The sequence below is a fragment of the Paenisporosarcina indica genome (assembly GCF_001939075.1).
Taxonomy (GTDB): Bacteria; Bacillota; Bacilli; order Bacillales_A; family Planococcaceae; genus Paenisporosarcina; species Paenisporosarcina indica.
Genome location: NZ_MPTA01000007.1, coordinates 68,936 through 85,054, shown reverse-complemented (window position 1 = coordinate 85,054; position 16,119 = coordinate 68,936). Strand labels below are relative to the sequence as shown.

Genomic DNA, 16,119 nt, shown 5'->3' with positions numbered 1-16,119 from the left:
TATTGTTATTTAGGTTAATGAATACAAAGTTTGTGGTATAAGCAGAGGCTGCCCGCTTCTCACCTGATCGACACTAGAAGTCGTTGACAGGTCGGCACACGATTGAACGTAACGTACAGAGTTGTACTTGCATATATCGGCGGGCGGACATCTATTTAAATGTCCGTCCGTTTTTTTATTGGCCCGGAACGGCGTAACTGACTCTATAGGATTTCCTATTCGAGAGATATGCCCAAACCATGTATTCGCGACACTACCTGGAGGTGGATTACTATTAGCAAAGACATGTATGTAAACGATGGCATTCGCGCACGTGAACTACGAATTATTGACCAAAATGGTGAACAATTAGGAGTTAAAACACGTAACGAAGCGCTTGAGATCGCGGCTAACGTTAATTTGGATCTTGTCCTTGTGGCCCCTCAAGCCAAGCCACCAGTCGCACGTATCATGGACTATGGTAAATTCAAGTTTGAGAATCAAAAGAAAGATCGTGAAGTTCGTAAAAATCAAAAGATTATCGTAATGAAAGAGGTTCGTCTGAGCCCTACAATCGATGAGCATGATTTCCAAACGAAGTTACGTAACGCGATTAAATTCCTTGAAAAAGGCGACAAAGTTAAGGCTTCAATTCGTTTTAAAGGCCGTGCAATTACGCATAAAGAAATTGGCCAGCGCGTATTAGATCGCTTTGCTGAAGCTTGTGCTGAAGTATCGACGGTTGAACAAAAACCGAAGATGGAAGGCCGTAGCATGTTCTTGGTTCTTCAACCTAAGAACGAGAAAAAGTAAGATTGACGAACAGTTTAGGAGGAATTCGACATGCCAAAAATGAAAACTCACCGCGGCGCGGCTAAGCGTTTTAAAAAGACTGGTTCTGGAAAAATTAGACGTGCAAGCGCATACCGCAGTCACTTATTCGCTAACAAGTCTACAAAAGCAAAACGTAAACTTCGTAAGGGTGGACTAGTTTCTTCAGGAGATTACAAACGTATCAAATCACTAATCGCTTACATGAAATAATACACAAAATTAATCGTTCGAAATAATAGCAGGAGGTAATTATTATGCCACGCGTAAAAAGCACACCAGTAACAAAAAGACGTCGTAAGAAAGTCTTGAAATTAGCTAAAGGTTATTACGGAGCTAAAAAATTATTATATAAAGTAGCAAACCAAGCAGTTATGAAATCAGGTAACTATGCTTACCGTGACCGTCGCAACAAAAAACGTGACTTCCGTAGATTATGGATTACACGTATCAACGCGGCAGCACGCATGAATGGTCTTTCTTATAGCCGTTTAATGCACGGTTTGAAATTAGCTGGTATCGAAGTTAACCGTAAAATGTTAGCTGATCTAGCTGTTACTGATGCAGCTGCATTCACACAATTAGCAGATGCTGCTAAAAAATCAATGAACAACTAGTTTTAAATACACAAAAGACTGATGGATTTTCCGTCAGTCTTTTTTTATACTTAAGCTCTATTATACGATCCTGTTGTTTATTGAATAGTTGCGCTTGCTGCACATGCACTCTCGCGTTTTCTATGCATTCTTTAAAAAAACCTAAACATATAGATAAATGATTAATAGATAAAAACACTATATTGCAAGATCGTATTGGAGGAGGGGAAATATGAGTCCAATTATTATTATTATTATCGGATTTTACATCGTCATGTCAATCATTACTTATTTCATCATGGGACATGACAAAGCTGCAGCACGAGCAGGCAAACGTCGCGTGCCAGAACGGACACTATGGAAATTTGCAATCTTTGGTGGCGGTTTGGGTGCTTATCTCGGAATGATTACATATCGTCATAAAACGAAACACCTCTCTTTCCGAATTGGCTTTACCCTACTAGCCATTGCCCAAATAGCCTTATTGATTTGGGCATATAAAACTTTTGGAAGTGACGTCTGAAAACACCAATTCCGCATGGCTAAAAAAAACCGACACAATTGTTCATTTGTGTCGGTTTTCTTGGTTATTTCATCAATTGTTCGATTGGGTTTTTCCAACTAATGCCGGCATCGGGATAATTTTTCAAAATTTCTTTTTCCATAAATAAGAAGTCGTCACGCGTAAAACCTTGTAACTCCATGGGATCTTTGGACCAAACAAAAATAGAAACAATTTCAAGAGCAGTTTTAGTGGTACCTAGATATTTCTCCCCTTCAAATAGTGCACCTTTGTAAGTAATGAAAAAGTTCTTTCGAACATTTTTTCTATCATCATAAAAATAATAAGAGCTATGCTTACGTGCATCATCAAGTTTGCGTTTCGGATCCATTAAATAAGCAATTCCACGATAGAATAAATAGATGATTAATGCAACAATCAAAAAACGAATCAATATCACAATCATAATGAACCCCCTATGTGCAGACATGTTACTATGGTATACGTGTTAAAAGACACTTGGTTTCAAGATAAATGCTAATATTTAATTATGGGAGGAATTTCAATGAATTTACAAAAACTTTTTATATTGCAAAAATCGCTTGATACATATATACAGGCAGAGAAAAACATATCTCATGATGTGTTTTTGGAGAAAGGACTTGCACTTCTGATTGAACTTGCTGAACTTGCAAATGAAACTCGTTGCTTTAAGTTCTGGAGTGACAAGGGTCCTTCTGAAAAAGACGTCCTATTAGAAGAGTATGTCGACTCTATTCATTTTCTATTATCAGTAGGGATTGAAATGAATTTCAATGATTTAGAAAACTGGCCAGAAAATCATGAGGATGAATCACTCACATTATTGTTCTTACATACACAATCATCCATCAATCAGTTTTTACTAGAACCAACAGACGACAATTATAAAGACATTTGGTCGTGGTATGGAGCTATTGCTACGAACCTTGGATTTACACATAGTGAAGTACTTCAAGCTTACCTCGAGAAGAACGAAAAAAATTATGAGCGACAACGCACTGGTTATTAAAGAATATTTTGAATACTGACAGATTTTACATTATAATAATACTCGAAGAGTATATTTAGGAGGGCGAAATAATGACAAAGCTAGATGCAACACTCACAATGCTGAAAGAATTGACAGATGCAAAAGCAATTCCTGGTAATGAACGTGAGTCTCGAGATGTAATGAGAAAATATATAGAGCCATTTGCTGATCGAATGGATTCAGATAACCTTGGGAGCTTAATCGCAGAAAAAGTAGGCGACGCAAACGGCCCAAAAATCATGGTTGCAGGCCACTTGGATGAAGTTGGATTCATGATTTCACAAATAGATGACAAGGGCTTCTTGAAGTTTCAAACAGTAGGTGGTTGGTGGTCACAAGTAATGTTAGCTCAACGAGTGACAATCGTTACGCGTAAAGGGGATTCAATTACAGGTGTAATTGGTTCAAAACCGCCTCATATCTTATCTCCGGAAGCTCGTAAAAAACCGGTTGATATCAAAGATATGTTTATTGACATCGGTGCGTCTTCGAAAGAAGAGGCGATGGAGTGGGGCGTATTACCAGGAGATATGGTCACACCTTACTTTGAATTTTCTGTCATGAACAACGAGAAATTACTTCTTGCAAAAGCTTGGGATAATCGTATCGGCTGTGCAATCGCTATCGATGTGCTAAAAGGCTTGAAAGGTGAGAGCCACCCGAATATCGTGTACGGGGTAGGTGCAGTGCAAGAAGAGGTTGGCCTACGTGGTGCAAGGACTGCTGCTACAAAAATTAAACCGGATATCGGTTTTGCTGTAGACGTTGGTATTGCAGGAGATACACCCGGAATTACAGCAAAAGAATCAACAAGTAAAATGGGTGCAGGTCCACAAATCGTGTTATTTGATGCATCGATGGTATCACATAAAGGTTTACGTGATCTTGTGGTTGATACTGCAGATGAAAACAACATTCCATATCAGTTTGAAAGCATTCCTGGCGGCGGAACTGATGCTGGGGCAATTCACTTAACTGTTAACGGAGTTCCTTCATTGGCAATTGGAATCGCAACTCGCTACATCCATTCTCATGCAGGAATTTTACATCGTGATGACTATGAAAATACAGTGAAGTTAATTATTGAGGTTATCAAGAAATTGGATCGCGACACGGTAAATAGAATTACATTTGAATAAACGATTTTCCAAAAAGCATCGCTTCGGCGATGCTTTTTTTAATGGCAGAAAACGTATATTATTTATTACTTTTAATGTGCACTTGTTTTTTATATTATGAATATTTATAATAATAATTACATAATTATTAATAGGGGTGATTTTAGTGAAGTTATTAGAATATGTAAATTTAAAAGTAGTTGAAAGTTTAAAAGGGAAAGATTTGCTTACTTGGCTTGATTATTCATCAGAAGAAATTGGTCAATTGTTGGATTTAGCAGTTGACCTGAAGGGCTTAGCCAAAAGTAATGTCTATCCTCCATTACTTGCAGAAAAAACACTTGGACTAATTTTTGAAAAACATTCAACACGTACACGTATTTCATTTGAAGTTGGGATGAATCAATTAGGTGGAAAAGCAATGTATATGCATGCAAGAGATTTGCAAATTGGTCGAGGTGAACCCATTTCAGATACTGGGAAGGTTCTTTCCGGATATTTAGACGGTATTATGATACGCGCGAATTCACATAAAATGGTTGAGGAACTAGCAGACGCAGCCACAATACCTGTAATTAATGGCTTAACCGATCTTTTTCATCCGTGCCAGGCTCTTGCGGATTTATTAACAATCTATGAAGTAAAGGGTCACTTATCAGGGCGAAAATTGGCTTACGTTGGTGATGGCAATAATGTGGCACATTCTCTCATCATTGCTTGTGCACATCTCGGAGTTGACATAACGATTGCTTCGCCAAAAGGGTTTGAAATTAGCAATGCCATTTTAGGTAAAGCGCAAAAAATCGCAACATTAAACGGTTCTATCATTCTAACGACCAATAATCCCATCGAAGCAGTGTCAAACGCTGATGTCATATATACGGATGTATGGACCAGCATGGGCCAGGAAGAAGAAACCGCAGCACGACTAAAGGCATTTGAGGGTTACCAAATAAATGATAATCTCGTAAAACATGCAAAGCCGGACTATTTATTTCTGCATTGTCTACCTGCGCATCGTGAAGAAGAAGTGGCAACATCAATCATTGATGGCCCACACTCAGCTGTGTTTCAACAAGCGGAAAATCGCCTGCACGCACAAAAAGCGATTTTGGCTTCAATCCTTTCATAATTTAAAATTAATCTGGTTTAAAAACTTTGACACAATTTTCCCAACGCATCGCTTCGGTGGTGCTTTTTCTATTCATATTTTTTATGCACAGTTCTATGTGATTACTCTTGAAATCAAACCATTTACAGATATCAAAGCCTTTATTAAACACAGAACAAAGTACTTAAATCATGAAATTTATTAATATTTCTAATCTTCCTAGAGCATTTCTCTATCACTTAATATGTTTAGCTAATTCGAAAGCAAGTCGAGAGTCTTATGTCAAAAGTAAGGCGCTTTTCTTATGCCATGAAAACGTTGATTTTGTCCTAATTGAAATAGACCAAAAAAATAATTATGTTAATTTTAGTTTACTTTATGTTAAGTATAGTATACATTATGTATATAATAATTAACATAAAGGAGTGAACTCAATGCTCCATAACCGAGTCAAAGAACTGCGTGCACGGTTTGGATTTTCACAAGGAGAATTAGGTGAGCGAGTTGGGGTAACGAGACAAACAATTGGTTTTATTGAAAAAGGAGATTTTTCACCGTCGATTACTCTTGCATTAAAATTGGCAAGAGAGTTTGAAGTGAAAGTGGATGAATTATTTTGGTTGGAAGGGGATAAATCACAATGAAAAAAGATTTTCGAGTGCAATACCCATTATGGCAAATGACATTTATTGTATTATTAGGATTTATGATTTTCAGTATTAGTGGTGCTTCAACGGAATTTATTCATAATGATGATGAACTAAGATTTGGAGTAGAATTCCCCCCTTTGGAATCCATATTATTAATTAGTTCAATTTTCTTAACTTTTCTCTTAATCGTCGTTTTTTCATTAAAGCTATCGAAGCATAACAAACAATACCCAACTCAAAAGGTATCAATGTGGCAAATACGTCCCATCGAATACTTAGAACAAGATGAAGGCATGACGCACATTACAAGAAGAGCCGCACAAAAAGTTTACACATTCTTCGTCTGGGCACTTCCATTCATGGCAGTTATTTATATGGTGTTTGAAATCCCAAGATATTGGATGATCTTTGGCATTTTATTATTAGCATTTATACAATATTTGATTTTTTACCTTGAAGTACGTAAACATATTGAGGAGGATGAGGAGTGATGTGGGAATATTTTTTAGTTTTTTTAGGGGCGGCAATCCCATGGTTGGAAATAGCATTAGTCATTCCTATAGGGATTGTTTCTGGATTATCGCCATTCTGGGTAATGGTATTGGCATTTGTGGGAAATATGCTAACCGTTGGGGTATTAATTATCGGGTTCGACAAATTTAAAATTTGGTGGATCAAACGACAAGAAGCTAAAGGAAAAACAAAATCAAAACGATCAGACCGTGCGAAGAAAATATGGAGCAGATATGGTTTACCAGGACTCGCACTGCTAGGACCAATTTTAATCGGTACTCATATAGCAGCATTCATCGGGATGACACTAGGGGCTAGTAAAAAATGGACAACACTATGGATGACGGTAAGCATCGCTCTATGGACTTTAGTATTCGGAATCTTAACAGCACTTGGGTTTGATTTCTTTATTCGCGAAATATAAATTAATGGCTATGCAGCATATAACATAACCTGATTGATACATAAACTCATAGATGTAATATTAGAGACGAAATCCAGTGATTTCGTCTTTTTTTGTCTGAGCTTATGTAAGCAAACTTTAAGAAAGAAAATATGAAACTATTTAATAGAAAATCATTAAAATAATAAGTATTATTTGCTAATGTGATAGAATGGTTTTAATATTTGTCACAAAAAATATCCAATTGTAGGTAACTGGTTATAAGGCTTACCTCAGTTTTTTATATTAACTACAAGCGATTTGGGATATCTTCGAACATCAATGAGAATATTCTACTTTGAAGGAACTGGTGATTGTTATGAAAAAAAATTTACAGAATAATAGAGGGATGACTCTCGTTGAAATTCTTGCAGCACTTGTCATACTTTCGTTAGTGTTAATTGCTTCAATGACTTATTTTACTCAATCTGCAAGATTCACGATGCATAATAAAGAAACACTGACTGAAGTTCAGGTAGCTGAAGCTGTAGTGGCTAAGATAAGGGAAAAAAACTCATTTGAGAATTTGATTGGAATCACTAAAAACAATGTTATTGTTCCTAATGAGAACTTAAAAGGAAATAAACTTCTTAATGGAACTTACAAATATACCTTATCGGGATATAAAGTAACAATTACTTTATCAGACGCTCCGAGCTCAGTAAAAGACTATTTAAGGAAAGTAAATATTTCAGTGATACCAAACGAGCATGTAAAAATGGGTAAAAGTCCGTTCTTGACAGATATGTATTTTGAGGTGTCAACACCATGAGGAATGAACGAGGAATTACACTCATTGAATTACTTGCAGTCCTTGCTATAGTAGGTATTATTGCAGTACTTATTTATTCAACTTTATCTCAAGGTATGAATGCATCAGAGAGAAATACAACAAATCAGCATTTGCAACAAGAGGCAAATGTAATCGTCGAGAAAATAAGGAATCAATATTTATTGAATTCACATCAAGCAGGATTCAGTCCAACAATAACATTGATTATAAGTGGGGATCAATTAAAAATTGAGGGTGGAGAAATCTTGTCTTCTGGGTATGAGTATACATTTACAAATCATGATCAAGGATATCCAAAAAAATTAACTATCAATAGATTAAGTAATCAATTGTTTCAGTTGACAATAAAATCCGGAAAAGCTAGTTATTTCATTGACACTACATTTAGTAAATTATAGTAAGAATAAGGAGCGTGTCCATGCGATATTTAACCAACCAAAGAGGTTACATACTCTTAATTGTTTTGATGGTAGTAATTGTCTTTTCAGTCCTAGGTATCAGTCTTCTGTCGCTAAATCAGGGAGCTGCAAAACAGTTCAACAACAAAGAAGAAAGTGTGCAGGCGAGACATGCTGCCGAGATGGGTGCGCTGCATTTTAAATCTGAGGTTACGAAAGAGTGGACAAAAACCAACTCGGAAATTAATGTGTTAATTAATGATTTTAATAGAAATGCAGTAAAGACTAGCACATTAGTAACAAATATTAATAAGAATATTGCCCAAAAAAATAATGAATTTTGTGATAAAATAAAAAACTTTGGTTTTAATGAACCTCAATTATATCAGTTAAAGCCGTTGAATAATGAAATCTCGTGTAATTCGATTCCGTCCAAAAGAACAGAGTGGAATTTTAAATTAAAAAGTAGTAGTTTATTAGACACTGTAAACACTAAACCTGCATCAGTCATTGCTGAAACTAAGCTGAAGACTTACGAGTATAGTATCACAGTCAATGGTGCTAACGTTGTATCTGATCTTAAACACCCAGATTTACCCTTAGATCTTTCGGGACAAGTAAGTACCATAGATACAAACTTAAAATATTATGCGAATTCCATAAGTGTTAAGGACCTTTCAGTGAGTACTAAAGATGTAATATTCGCTAAGGATTTGTTTGTAACCAATAGCCTTAATATGCAACCCCATTCCTGTATCAGTGTAAAAGGAGATTTCACAGTTCTTAAGTCCGTTAACTTAAAATCAAAAGCTGTAATCTTTATTTATGGAAATGCAAATCTACCATCTTCATTAAATTATCACTCAAATCACGGAGGTATATACGTTGCTGGTAAAGTGTTCATAGACGGCAAATTACAAAATCCAAAGCCTTATTTTGATGAGAATATAAAAGGAACGATTGATGGTTGTGCAGTTCCACCAAATTTTGAAATTCTAAATCCTGAGGAGAAAATTGCGGTACCAGAACTAGTTGTGACATATAATTGATTGGCTTTTAATATATAATATAAAACAAAAAGTCTCCGAAAATCGGAGACTTTTCCTATGCCTGAAACGATTGTTCCAAGTGCTTTAATACGGATTCTTTTTCAGTTTCTGGAGCGGATTGCCACCATTTTTCAAAAAATACACCGAGACCAGGTAGTAGATGTTCTTCGCCGCGCTTGATGGCGTCTTCTACGACGTCACGAATTTGTGTTGCATTGTTGCCGACCATGTTGGCAGTGATTGCATCTCGAATTTGAAAGTTCATAATCTCTCCTCCTCACACTTCATTTTGTCCGCTGCCCTCGCCACTTATACATGAATTTGTTACACTAAAAGAAAAAGGCGGTACATACAAATATGAGACGCATTGAATCTATGCAAAATACCCAAGTTAAACACTGGAAAAAACTTGTTACAGTTCGGAAAGAACGAGATAAAACGGGAGAGTTTTTAGTAGAAGGCTTCCATTTAGTCGAAGAAGCATTGAAAAATCAAGAGACTGTACTGGCACTGGTTGTTCGAGAAGGCATGAATATACCTCAAACATGGAATGTCGACAATATCGAAATCATAGAGATCACAATGGACATTGCAAAAGAAATTGCTGAAACTGAGCACTCTCAAGGGATTTATGCACATTGTAGCCAACCGAAAACGACAATCGACCAGCAGCAATCTTGGAAACGACTTTTATTTGTTGATGCCGTACAAGATCCAGGCAATGTTGGGACAATGATTCGTACAGCCGATGCTGCAGGACTTGATGCCGTAATTTTAGGGAAAGGTTCAGCCGATGCATTTAATCCGAAGACCGTTCGATCTGGTCAAGGCTCTCACTTCCATATCCCTGTAGTACGTGGCGAACTTTCGGAATGGGTGCAAACTTGTAAAGAGCAAAACATTCCGGTTTTTGGCACGTCTCTAGATGAGTCGGTCGTATACAATCATATCGAACCGCAAGAACGATTTGCATTAATTATGGGGAATGAAGGCAGTGGATTATCCCCGGAGTTACTTGTACAAACTGATGTTAACTTGAAGATTCCTTTATTTGGACAAGCTGAATCATTGAATGTCGCTGTTGCAACAGGAATATTATTGTACACTTTGGTACCGATTCAAATTGAATCTTGATGAAAAGATAAAACACACGTATAATAGAAACTAATTTGATATGACTAAAAGCTGTGACCGGGAAGAGTAAATGAAGCCCTTTTATTTAGGAAGTTTGCACCGTGACTGAAAGTGTAAATATAAAAGATTCATCGAAGTTCACCCCGTTAGCTGCCGTCAGGACCAGCATTTGCTGTAAAGATGGGCCGGTGAAGAGCCGTTAATTCAATGAAGTGATTACGTCTGGAAAGTCAGCGTAGTAATCAGGGTGGTACCGCGAAATAGTTCCTCGTCCCTTTTATAGGGGCGGGGTTTTTTTATTTTCGAAAGGAGGATGTACAGATGGAAGCACAATTACAACAATTGAAACAAGAAGCCATTGATCAAGTTCAAAACGCTTCAACCGTGAAAGAATTGCAAGACGTACGTGTTGCTTACTTAGGCAAGAAAGGTCCAATTACGGATTTGTTAAAAGGTATGGGGAAACTTCCTGCTGAAGAACGTCCGAAAATGGGGGCACTGGTCAACGTAGTGCGTGAAGAAGTGACAGCAGTTCTTGATGAGCGTCTAGTTTTATTGGAAGAGGTAGCGATTCAACAACAACTTGCGAATGAATCAATCGACGTGACTTTGCCTGGTCGTCCTGTGAAGACAGGAAATCATCATCCACTAACACGTGTGATTGAAGAAATCGAAGACTTATTCATCAATATGGGCTATCAAATTGCAGAAGGCCCAGAAGTTGAGAAGGATTACTATAACTTTGAAGCATTGAATTTGCCTAAAGGGCATCCTGCTCGTGATATGCAGGATTCATTCTATATTTCTGAGGATATTTTACTACGCACCCATACGTCACCAGTGCAAGCACGCACGATGGAAGCGAAGGGTGGGGAACCGATCAAGATTATTTGTCCTGGTAAAGTGTATCGACGTGATAGTGATGATGCGACACATTCACACCAATTCACACAAATCGAAGGTCTGGTTATTGGCGAAAACATTCGCATGAGTGATCTTAAAGGAACACTTTCTATTTTTGCGAAGAAAATGTTCGGTGATGATCGTGAAATTCGCTTGCGTCCAAGTTTCTTCCCATTCACAGAGCCTTCGGTAGAAATGGATATTTCTTGTTTTAAATGTGGTGGAAGTGGCTGTAACGTGTGTAAGAAAACTGGTTGGATTGAGATTTTAGGTGCTGGTATGGTACATCCGAATGTACTGGAAATGGCAGGCTATGATTCGAAGAAACTGTCTGGATTTGCATTTGGTATGGGTCCAGAGCGCATTGCGATGTTGAAATATGGAGTGGAAGACATTCGTCATTTCTATACAAATGATGTGCGATTTGTTTCGCAATTCCACCGGACTGAAGTGTAAGGAGGAGATCACATGCTCGTTTCAACGAAATGGTTAGCAGATTATATAGATACAAAAGGGATAGCTCCGGCTGATCTTGCAGAAATGATTACTCGTTCAGGAATCGAAGTCGATGCGGTAATCGATCGTTCTCACGGAATGACAAATGTAGTTGTCGGTCACGTCCTTGAACGTGTTAAACATCCTGAAGCAGACAAATTGGCCATTTGCCAAGTAGATGTTGGCGAAGAAGTGACACAAATTATTTGTGGTGCACCAAACGTTGCTGCCGGACAAAAAGTAATTGTTGCTCGTCCAGGTGCAGTTTTACCTGGTGGCATAAAGATTAAAAAAGCGAAACTTCGTGGTGAAGAATCAAACGGCATGATTTGTTCACTTCAAGAACTTGCGATTGAAGGAAAACTTGTACCTAAGGCCTATGCTGAAGGAATCTATGTGCTTCCTGAAGATTCCCAACCTGGTGCAGATGCACTTGAATTATTAGGTTTAAACGATATAGTACTTGAACTTGGTTTGACGCCAAACCGTTCAGATGCCATGAGTATGCTAGGGGTGGCCTACGAAGTAGGTGCCATTATTTCCGAGGAAATGAAGTATCCCGAAGTCAACTATGTGTCATCAAGTGAAGTGGCTGAAAATGTCTTGAAACTTCGTGTAGAAGACATGGATGCAAATCCAATGTACGTTGCAAAAGTAGTGAAAAACGTTGTGATTGGTGAATCACCATTGTGGTTACAACAGCGTTTAATGGCAGCGGGCGTTCGCCCACATAACAACGTAGTAGACGTTACGAACTATGTATTGATGGAATATGGTCAACCGCTTCATGCCTTTGATTATGATCGCTTACAAACGGGTGAAATTGTTGTTCGTACGGCACATGCAGGAGAAAAAATCACGACCTTGGACGATCAAGAACGTGAATTGCAACCCCACCATTTAGTCATTACAAATGGGCAAGAAGCAGTCGCGATTGCTGGTGTCATGGGTGGGGCTAATTCAGAAGTTCATGAAGGCACTACGACGGTTGTAATTGAATCAGCTTATTTCAATTCTGCATCAGTTCGTCAGACTTCAAAAGATCATAACTTACGCAGTGATGCAAGTTCACGATTTGAAAAAGGGGTAGACCCAAATCGAGTAGAAGCTGCAGCAGAACGTGCAGCACAATTGATCGCGGAACTTGCGGGTGGAGAAGTTCTTCATGGCAGCGTAAAAGTGGATGAACTGGATAAATCACAAAAAGAAGTTGTGGTTTCACCAGACTTCATTAACAATCGTTTAGGCATGAAAATCCCACTAGAAGAAATGACATCAATCTTGACTCGATTGAAATTTGATTACGAAGCTGCGAATGGCTTGCTTTATATCAATGCACCAACGCGTCGTCAAGATATTCAAATTGAAGAAGACATTGTGGAAGAAATCGCTCGTATTTATGGCTATGATGAAATTCCAATGACTCTTCCTGTAGGGGAAACAACACAAGGCGGTTTAACTCCTTACCAAGCACAGCGTCGAATTGTACGCAACTACTTGGAAAGCGCAGGCTTGCATCAAGCAATTACCTACTCATTAACTTCTAAAGAACTGGCACAAAGTTTTGCATTGGAATCAGCACCAGTAACTGAATTATTGATGCCAATGAGCGAAGAACGCAGTACACTGCGCCAATCATTGATTCCACACTTATTGGAAGCGGCGACATATAACGTGGCACGTAAAGCTGATTCGGTGACGTTATTTGAAACAGGTTCTGTATTCTTGGGTGAAACAGCTGAAGGACTTCCACATGAAGAAGAGCATGTAGCGGCAGTGATGACAGGCAAATGGCTAGACCATAGCTGGCAAGGTGAGCGCAAAACGGTTGATTTCTTCGTCTTAAAAGGAATTGTAGAAGGTTTAGTTGCTAAACTGGGATTAGATCAATTTGTTACATTTGAACAAGCACAAGTAGATGGTCTACATCCTGGGCGAACAGCAGTGATTAAACTTGCAGGTAAATTTGTTGGGTTCGTTGGTCAACTTCATCCGACAGAGCAAAAGAAACGTGACTTAAAAGAAACATACGTTATGGAACTTAATTTGGCGAAATTAGTGACATTCTCATTGGAACCATTAGTGTATACACCAGTTCCACGATTCCCATCAATCACGCGTGATATTGCATTAGTCGTAGAACGCGGGCAAGCTGCAGGTGCACTGCAACAAATTATCCGCAGTGCGGGTGGCAAGTTATTGAAAGATGTACGCATCTTCGATTTATACGAAGGAGATAAGATGGAACCAGGTCAAAAATCGGTCGCATTCTCTCTAACGTATGAAGATCCAGAACGTACATTAACAGACGAAGAAGTAGTGAAAGCACATTCGAAAGTGTTAAAAGCACTCGAAGAACAAGGGAATGCTCAGCTACGAGGTTAATTTCGTGATTTAAAATAAGAGATAGACGTAAAAAGTGCCAGTCACTTTTGCGTCTATCTCTTTTTTTATGGGAAATTAAGGTGAGCGTTGGCTCAGTTGTAATTTTTAGGACTCACGTTGTAATTATGGAGGTTCACGTAGTAAAAAATGCACATCACGTTGTAAAAAAGAGCATTCACGTAGGAATCGAACGAAAAAAGAAGGCGGTTCTAATTTACAATGTGAACATTGAAACTGCCTTCTCTTATAGATTAATCATTGACTATTCTTTAATACATCCTCAATTTTCTGATTTATATCACCAACCGAAAAACTTTCATTTGCTTCATTCGTTAGTTCATATTTCATTTTCAAGTTCAAAATTCTTTCCACACTTTCATCAATACGATCTTCACTAAGTTCTCCAGTTTTCACTGCATGTTCAATAGAATTAATAACGGAAACAATTTTGGCATAATCATGTGCCACTAAAATAAGGTCGCTACCTGCTTTGATTGATTCGACGGAAGAGCTTGTGATATCAAAGTTGTCCGTGATGGCCTTCATTGTCATATCGTCAGTGATTACCACGCCATTAAAACCAAGTTGTTTTCTCAAAACATCTTTGATAATTGGTTTTGACATCGAAGAGGGAAACTTCGGGTCAAGTTTCGGTAGTAAAATATGTGCAATCATGACAATATCAGCGCCATTAGAAATCGCTTGTTTAAATGGGATTAATTCCATTTGGTTTAACTCCTTGAGACTTTTATCAACAATCGGAAGTTTCAAATGGGAGTCTACTGCTGTATCCCCATGGCCTGGAAAATGTTTGATGACTGATATGACTTGTTGCGATTGAAGTCCTTTCATGGTTTGAATTCCTAATTCACTCACTATGCCAGGGTCATTTCCGTAAGAACGATTGCCGATAATGGGATTGTCAGGATTGCTATTGACATCCAATACAGGAGCAAAATTCAAATTGAAACCGAAAGCATTCAATTCTTGCCCTAAAATCGATCCTAGATTAAATGAATAGGAAGGGTTATTAATCTTGCCAGTTTCTTCATTTGTTGGTAGTTTAGTAATCTCTTTTGGGAGTCTCGATATTCGACCACCTTCCTGATCGATACCGAGGAAGAGAGGCAAGCTATTTTGTTCATTTGTCTTTTTTATTTGATTTAGTAGTTGAAGGGTTTGTTTTGAATTTTTCATATTTGATGCGTAAAATATGATGCCACCAACGTGATAGTCATTAATTAAAGACCGGGTGTTTTTTGTGGCAGTTGTACCAGAAATTCCCGCAACGATCATTTGACCAACTTTTTCTTCTAACGTCATTTCTTCGAGTAATGCGGCTACTGTTTGCTGTGGTTCTATTACATTAGTTACAACCGAAATATGGTGAACTTCGGGATTCGGCTGATCAACGGTAGGTTGATTCAAAATCCATTTTAGTTGATAGGTAGTGTTGATTTGATAAACCAGGATAATTTGATTCGTTGTTTGATCTACAAATGAACGAGTTTCATCTGGGGTACCCATTGTGTTTTTTATTTCATTTAACTGGATGTTATGTAAATGAGGGTGATATGAGCGTACGTCAAAAATTAGATTGTTTTTATGACCTACCGTCACATGGTGTGAGGCGAGGTAGTTTTCGTAAATGCCTTGAGTAGTAGTCGCTGAGTCTTTTGAAAGTCCCCAACTTTTCTGGAGTTCATCAAACTCAGTTTGGCCCGCAATTACAGGGGAGTCGAGTACTTTCCCTTTGTTTGCAAGATAAATAAGTTCTTTGATGAGGTCATCTGATTCGATAATTTCATCCTCCTTATAGGGTTTCTCCATATCAAAAGCGACCTGTGATTGTTCTTCGGCGTTCTCATCACCATTTAAGCGCATCTTATCTTCTAAATACAAAATAACAATTGTAGTCAAAAGAATGATTAAAAGGATAAAGCCTAATTTTTTTAACATTTGATTTACCTCCATAACATGTACAGTGTTCTTATTACTAGTGAAAAAGCATCTATATGATTGACGAGTTTAGTTTGTAAAGCGTTACATCAAATTCGTAATCTTCTTATTAAAAAACAGTAGATCATCATTAGAATCACCAAAAAACACCAGAACAAGTCAATAAAATTGATGGACGCTGGTGTTTGA

At 37.9% G+C, this 16,119-nt stretch carries 19 protein-coding genes and 1 other annotated feature; of the genes, 16 read left to right on the top strand and 3 right to left on the bottom strand.

The window, feature by feature from the left end:
• The first annotated feature begins 285 nt into the window (after positions 1-285).
• The 4 genes from infC (at position 286) to GY23_RS15050 (ending at position 1,929) form a co-directional block, all read left to right on the top strand.
• Positions 286-792 (top strand): translation initiation factor IF-3, encoded by a 507-nt coding sequence (infC, locus tag GY23_RS15065; protein WP_139311138.1) that lies wholly within the window; start codon positions 286-288, stop codon positions 790-792.
• Positions 793-822: 30 nt separating this feature from the next.
• Positions 823-1,023 (top strand): 50S ribosomal protein L35, encoded by a 201-nt coding sequence (gene rpmI, locus GY23_RS15060; RefSeq protein WP_016426709.1) that lies wholly within the window; start codon positions 823-825, stop codon positions 1,021-1,023.
• A gap of 44 nt (positions 1,024-1,067) precedes the next feature.
• Complete coding sequence (gene rplT, locus GY23_RS15055) at positions 1,068-1,427, top strand: 50S ribosomal protein L20 (protein ID WP_075620029.1); 360 nt, start codon at positions 1,068-1,070, stop codon at positions 1,425-1,427.
• A gap of 211 nt (positions 1,428-1,638) precedes the next feature.
• Positions 1,639-1,929, top strand: a complete 291-nt coding sequence (locus GY23_RS15050) for a DUF1294 domain-containing protein (protein WP_075620028.1) — start codon at positions 1,639-1,641, stop codon at positions 1,927-1,929.
• Between the two features lie 64 nt (positions 1,930-1,993).
• Here the strand turns inward: GY23_RS15050 and GY23_RS15045 are convergent, their stop codons facing one another.
• Positions 1,994-2,374, bottom strand: a complete 381-nt coding sequence (locus GY23_RS15045; protein ID WP_211270691.1) for a sigma-w pathway protein ysdB — start codon at positions 2,372-2,374, stop codon at positions 1,994-1,996.
• Positions 2,375-2,473: 99 nt separating this feature from the next.
• On the opposite strand from GY23_RS15045, the gene GY23_RS15040 reads away from it, so the two are divergent.
• The 9 genes from GY23_RS15040 (at position 2,474) to GY23_RS15000 (ending at position 9,054) form a co-directional block, all read left to right on the top strand.
• Positions 2,474-2,959: a dUTP diphosphatase gene (locus GY23_RS15040; RefSeq protein ID WP_075620027.1), complete on the top strand. Its 486-nt coding sequence runs from the start codon at positions 2,474-2,476 to the stop codon at positions 2,957-2,959.
• 71 nt (positions 2,960-3,030) lie between these two features.
• Positions 3,031-4,119 (top strand): M42 family metallopeptidase, encoded by a 1,089-nt coding sequence (locus GY23_RS15035; RefSeq protein WP_075620026.1) that lies wholly within the window; start codon positions 3,031-3,033, stop codon positions 4,117-4,119.
• A 145-nt stretch (positions 4,120-4,264) separates the two neighbouring features.
• Entirely contained in the window at positions 4,265-5,230 is a 966-nt protein-coding gene (gene argF / locus GY23_RS15030; RefSeq protein ID WP_075620025.1) for an ornithine carbamoyltransferase, read from the top strand.
• Between the two features lie 413 nt (positions 5,231-5,643).
• A complete protein-coding gene (locus GY23_RS15025) occupies positions 5,644-5,853 on the top strand; it encodes a helix-turn-helix transcriptional regulator (RefSeq protein ID WP_075620024.1) in 210 nt (69 codons plus the stop codon).
• Complete coding sequence (locus tag GY23_RS15020) at positions 5,850-6,350, top strand: hypothetical protein (RefSeq protein WP_075620023.1); 501 nt, start codon at positions 5,850-5,852, stop codon at positions 6,348-6,350. The genes GY23_RS15025 and GY23_RS15020 overlap by 4 nt, the downstream gene beginning before the upstream one ends.
• Positions 6,350-6,796, top strand: coding sequence for a small multi-drug export protein (locus GY23_RS15015; RefSeq protein ID WP_075620022.1), 447 nt, complete (start codon positions 6,350-6,352; stop codon positions 6,794-6,796). Before GY23_RS15020 ends, GY23_RS15015 begins: the two co-directional genes overlap by 1 nt.
• A 337-nt stretch (positions 6,797-7,133) precedes the next feature.
• A complete protein-coding gene (locus tag GY23_RS15010) occupies positions 7,134-7,586 on the top strand; it encodes a type IV pilus modification PilV family protein (RefSeq protein WP_075620155.1) in 453 nt (150 codons plus the stop codon).
• The gene (locus GY23_RS15005; protein ID WP_075620021.1) at positions 7,583-8,005 is read left to right on the top strand and encodes a type II secretion system protein; all 423 of its coding nucleotides are present in this window, start codon (positions 7,583-7,585) and stop codon (positions 8,003-8,005) included. The genes GY23_RS15010 and GY23_RS15005 overlap by 4 nt, the downstream gene beginning before the upstream one ends.
• Before the next feature lie 20 nt (positions 8,006-8,025).
• A complete protein-coding gene (locus GY23_RS15000) occupies positions 8,026-9,054 on the top strand; it encodes a type II secretion system protein (RefSeq protein ID WP_075620020.1) in 1,029 nt (342 codons plus the stop codon).
• Positions 9,055-9,109: 55 nt separating this feature from the next.
• On the opposite strand, the gene sspI is transcribed toward GY23_RS15000, so the two are convergent.
• Positions 9,110-9,319: a small acid-soluble spore protein SspI gene (gene sspI / locus GY23_RS14995; protein WP_075620019.1), complete on the bottom strand. Its 210-nt coding sequence runs from the start codon at positions 9,317-9,319 to the stop codon at positions 9,110-9,112.
• 92 nt (positions 9,320-9,411) lie between these two features.
• Here sspI and GY23_RS14990 point away from each other — a divergent pair, with 92 nt between their 5' ends.
• The 3 genes from GY23_RS14990 to pheT all read left to right on the top strand — a co-directional run bounded on the left by GY23_RS14990 (position 9,412) and on the right by pheT (position 13,971).
• Positions 9,412-10,188: a TrmH family RNA methyltransferase gene (locus GY23_RS14990; protein WP_075620018.1), complete on the top strand. Its 777-nt coding sequence runs from the start codon at positions 9,412-9,414 to the stop codon at positions 10,186-10,188.
• Positions 10,189-10,232: 44 nt separating this feature from the next.
• Positions 10,233-10,467 (top strand) — a binding site (T-box leader).
• A gap of 42 nt (positions 10,468-10,509) precedes the next feature.
• Entirely contained in the window at positions 10,510-11,547 is a 1,038-nt protein-coding gene (pheS, locus tag GY23_RS14985; protein ID WP_075620017.1) for a phenylalanine--tRNA ligase subunit alpha, read from the top strand.
• 12 nt (positions 11,548-11,559) lie between these two features.
• Entirely contained in the window at positions 11,560-13,971 is a 2,412-nt protein-coding gene (pheT, locus tag GY23_RS14980) for a phenylalanine--tRNA ligase subunit beta (protein WP_075620016.1), read from the top strand.
• A gap of 255 nt (positions 13,972-14,226) precedes the next feature.
• On the opposite strand, the gene nagZ is transcribed toward pheT, so the two are convergent.
• Complete coding sequence (gene nagZ / locus GY23_RS14975; protein WP_075620015.1) at positions 14,227-15,930, bottom strand: beta-N-acetylhexosaminidase; 1,704 nt, start codon at positions 15,928-15,930, stop codon at positions 14,227-14,229.
• Positions 15,931-16,119 lie beyond the last annotated feature (189 nt).

Bases quoted from the DNA above. Each gene is read 5' to 3' on its own strand.
- GY23_RS15025 (WP_075620024.1), top strand. From the start codon at position 5,644: ATGCTCCATAACCGAGTCAAAGAACTGCGTGCACGGTTTGGATTTTCA.
- GY23_RS15050 (WP_075620028.1), top strand. From the start codon at position 1,639: ATGAGTCCAATTATTATTATTATTATCGGATTTTACATCGTCATGTCA.
- nagZ (WP_075620015.1), bottom strand. From the start codon at position 15,930: ATGTTAAAAAAATTAGGCTTTATCCTTTTAATCATTCTTTTGACTACA.
- GY23_RS15020 (WP_075620023.1), top strand. From the start codon at position 5,850: ATGAAAAAAGATTTTCGAGTGCAATACCCATTATGGCAAATGACATTT.
- pheS (WP_075620017.1), top strand. From the start codon at position 10,510: ATGGAAGCACAATTACAACAATTGAAACAAGAAGCCATTGATCAAGTT.
- GY23_RS15015 (WP_075620022.1), top strand. From the start codon at position 6,350: ATGTGGGAATATTTTTTAGTTTTTTTAGGGGCGGCAATCCCATGGTTG.
- GY23_RS15000 (WP_075620020.1), top strand. From the start codon at position 8,026: ATGCGATATTTAACCAACCAAAGAGGTTACATACTCTTAATTGTTTTG.
- GY23_RS15045 (WP_211270691.1), bottom strand. From the start codon at position 2,374: ATGATTGTGATATTGATTCGTTTTTTGATTGTTGCATTAATCATCTAT.
- pheT (WP_075620016.1), top strand. From the start codon at position 11,560: ATGCTCGTTTCAACGAAATGGTTAGCAGATTATATAGATACAAAAGGG.
- GY23_RS14990 (WP_075620018.1), top strand. From the start codon at position 9,412: ATGAGACGCATTGAATCTATGCAAAATACCCAAGTTAAACACTGGAAA.
- rpmI (WP_016426709.1), top strand. From the start codon at position 823: ATGCCAAAAATGAAAACTCACCGCGGCGCGGCTAAGCGTTTTAAAAAG.
- GY23_RS15005 (WP_075620021.1), top strand. From the start codon at position 7,583: ATGAGGAATGAACGAGGAATTACACTCATTGAATTACTTGCAGTCCTT.
- GY23_RS15010 (WP_075620155.1), top strand. From the start codon at position 7,134: ATGAAAAAAAATTTACAGAATAATAGAGGGATGACTCTCGTTGAAATT.
- sspI (WP_075620019.1), bottom strand. From the start codon at position 9,319: ATGAACTTTCAAATTCGAGATGCAATCACTGCCAACATGGTCGGCAAC.
- GY23_RS15040 (WP_075620027.1), top strand. From the start codon at position 2,474: ATGAATTTACAAAAACTTTTTATATTGCAAAAATCGCTTGATACATAT.
- rplT (WP_075620029.1), top strand. From the start codon at position 1,068: ATGCCACGCGTAAAAAGCACACCAGTAACAAAAAGACGTCGTAAGAAA.
- GY23_RS15035 (WP_075620026.1), top strand. From the start codon at position 3,031: ATGACAAAGCTAGATGCAACACTCACAATGCTGAAAGAATTGACAGAT.
- infC (WP_139311138.1), top strand. From the start codon at position 286: ATGTATGTAAACGATGGCATTCGCGCACGTGAACTACGAATTATTGAC.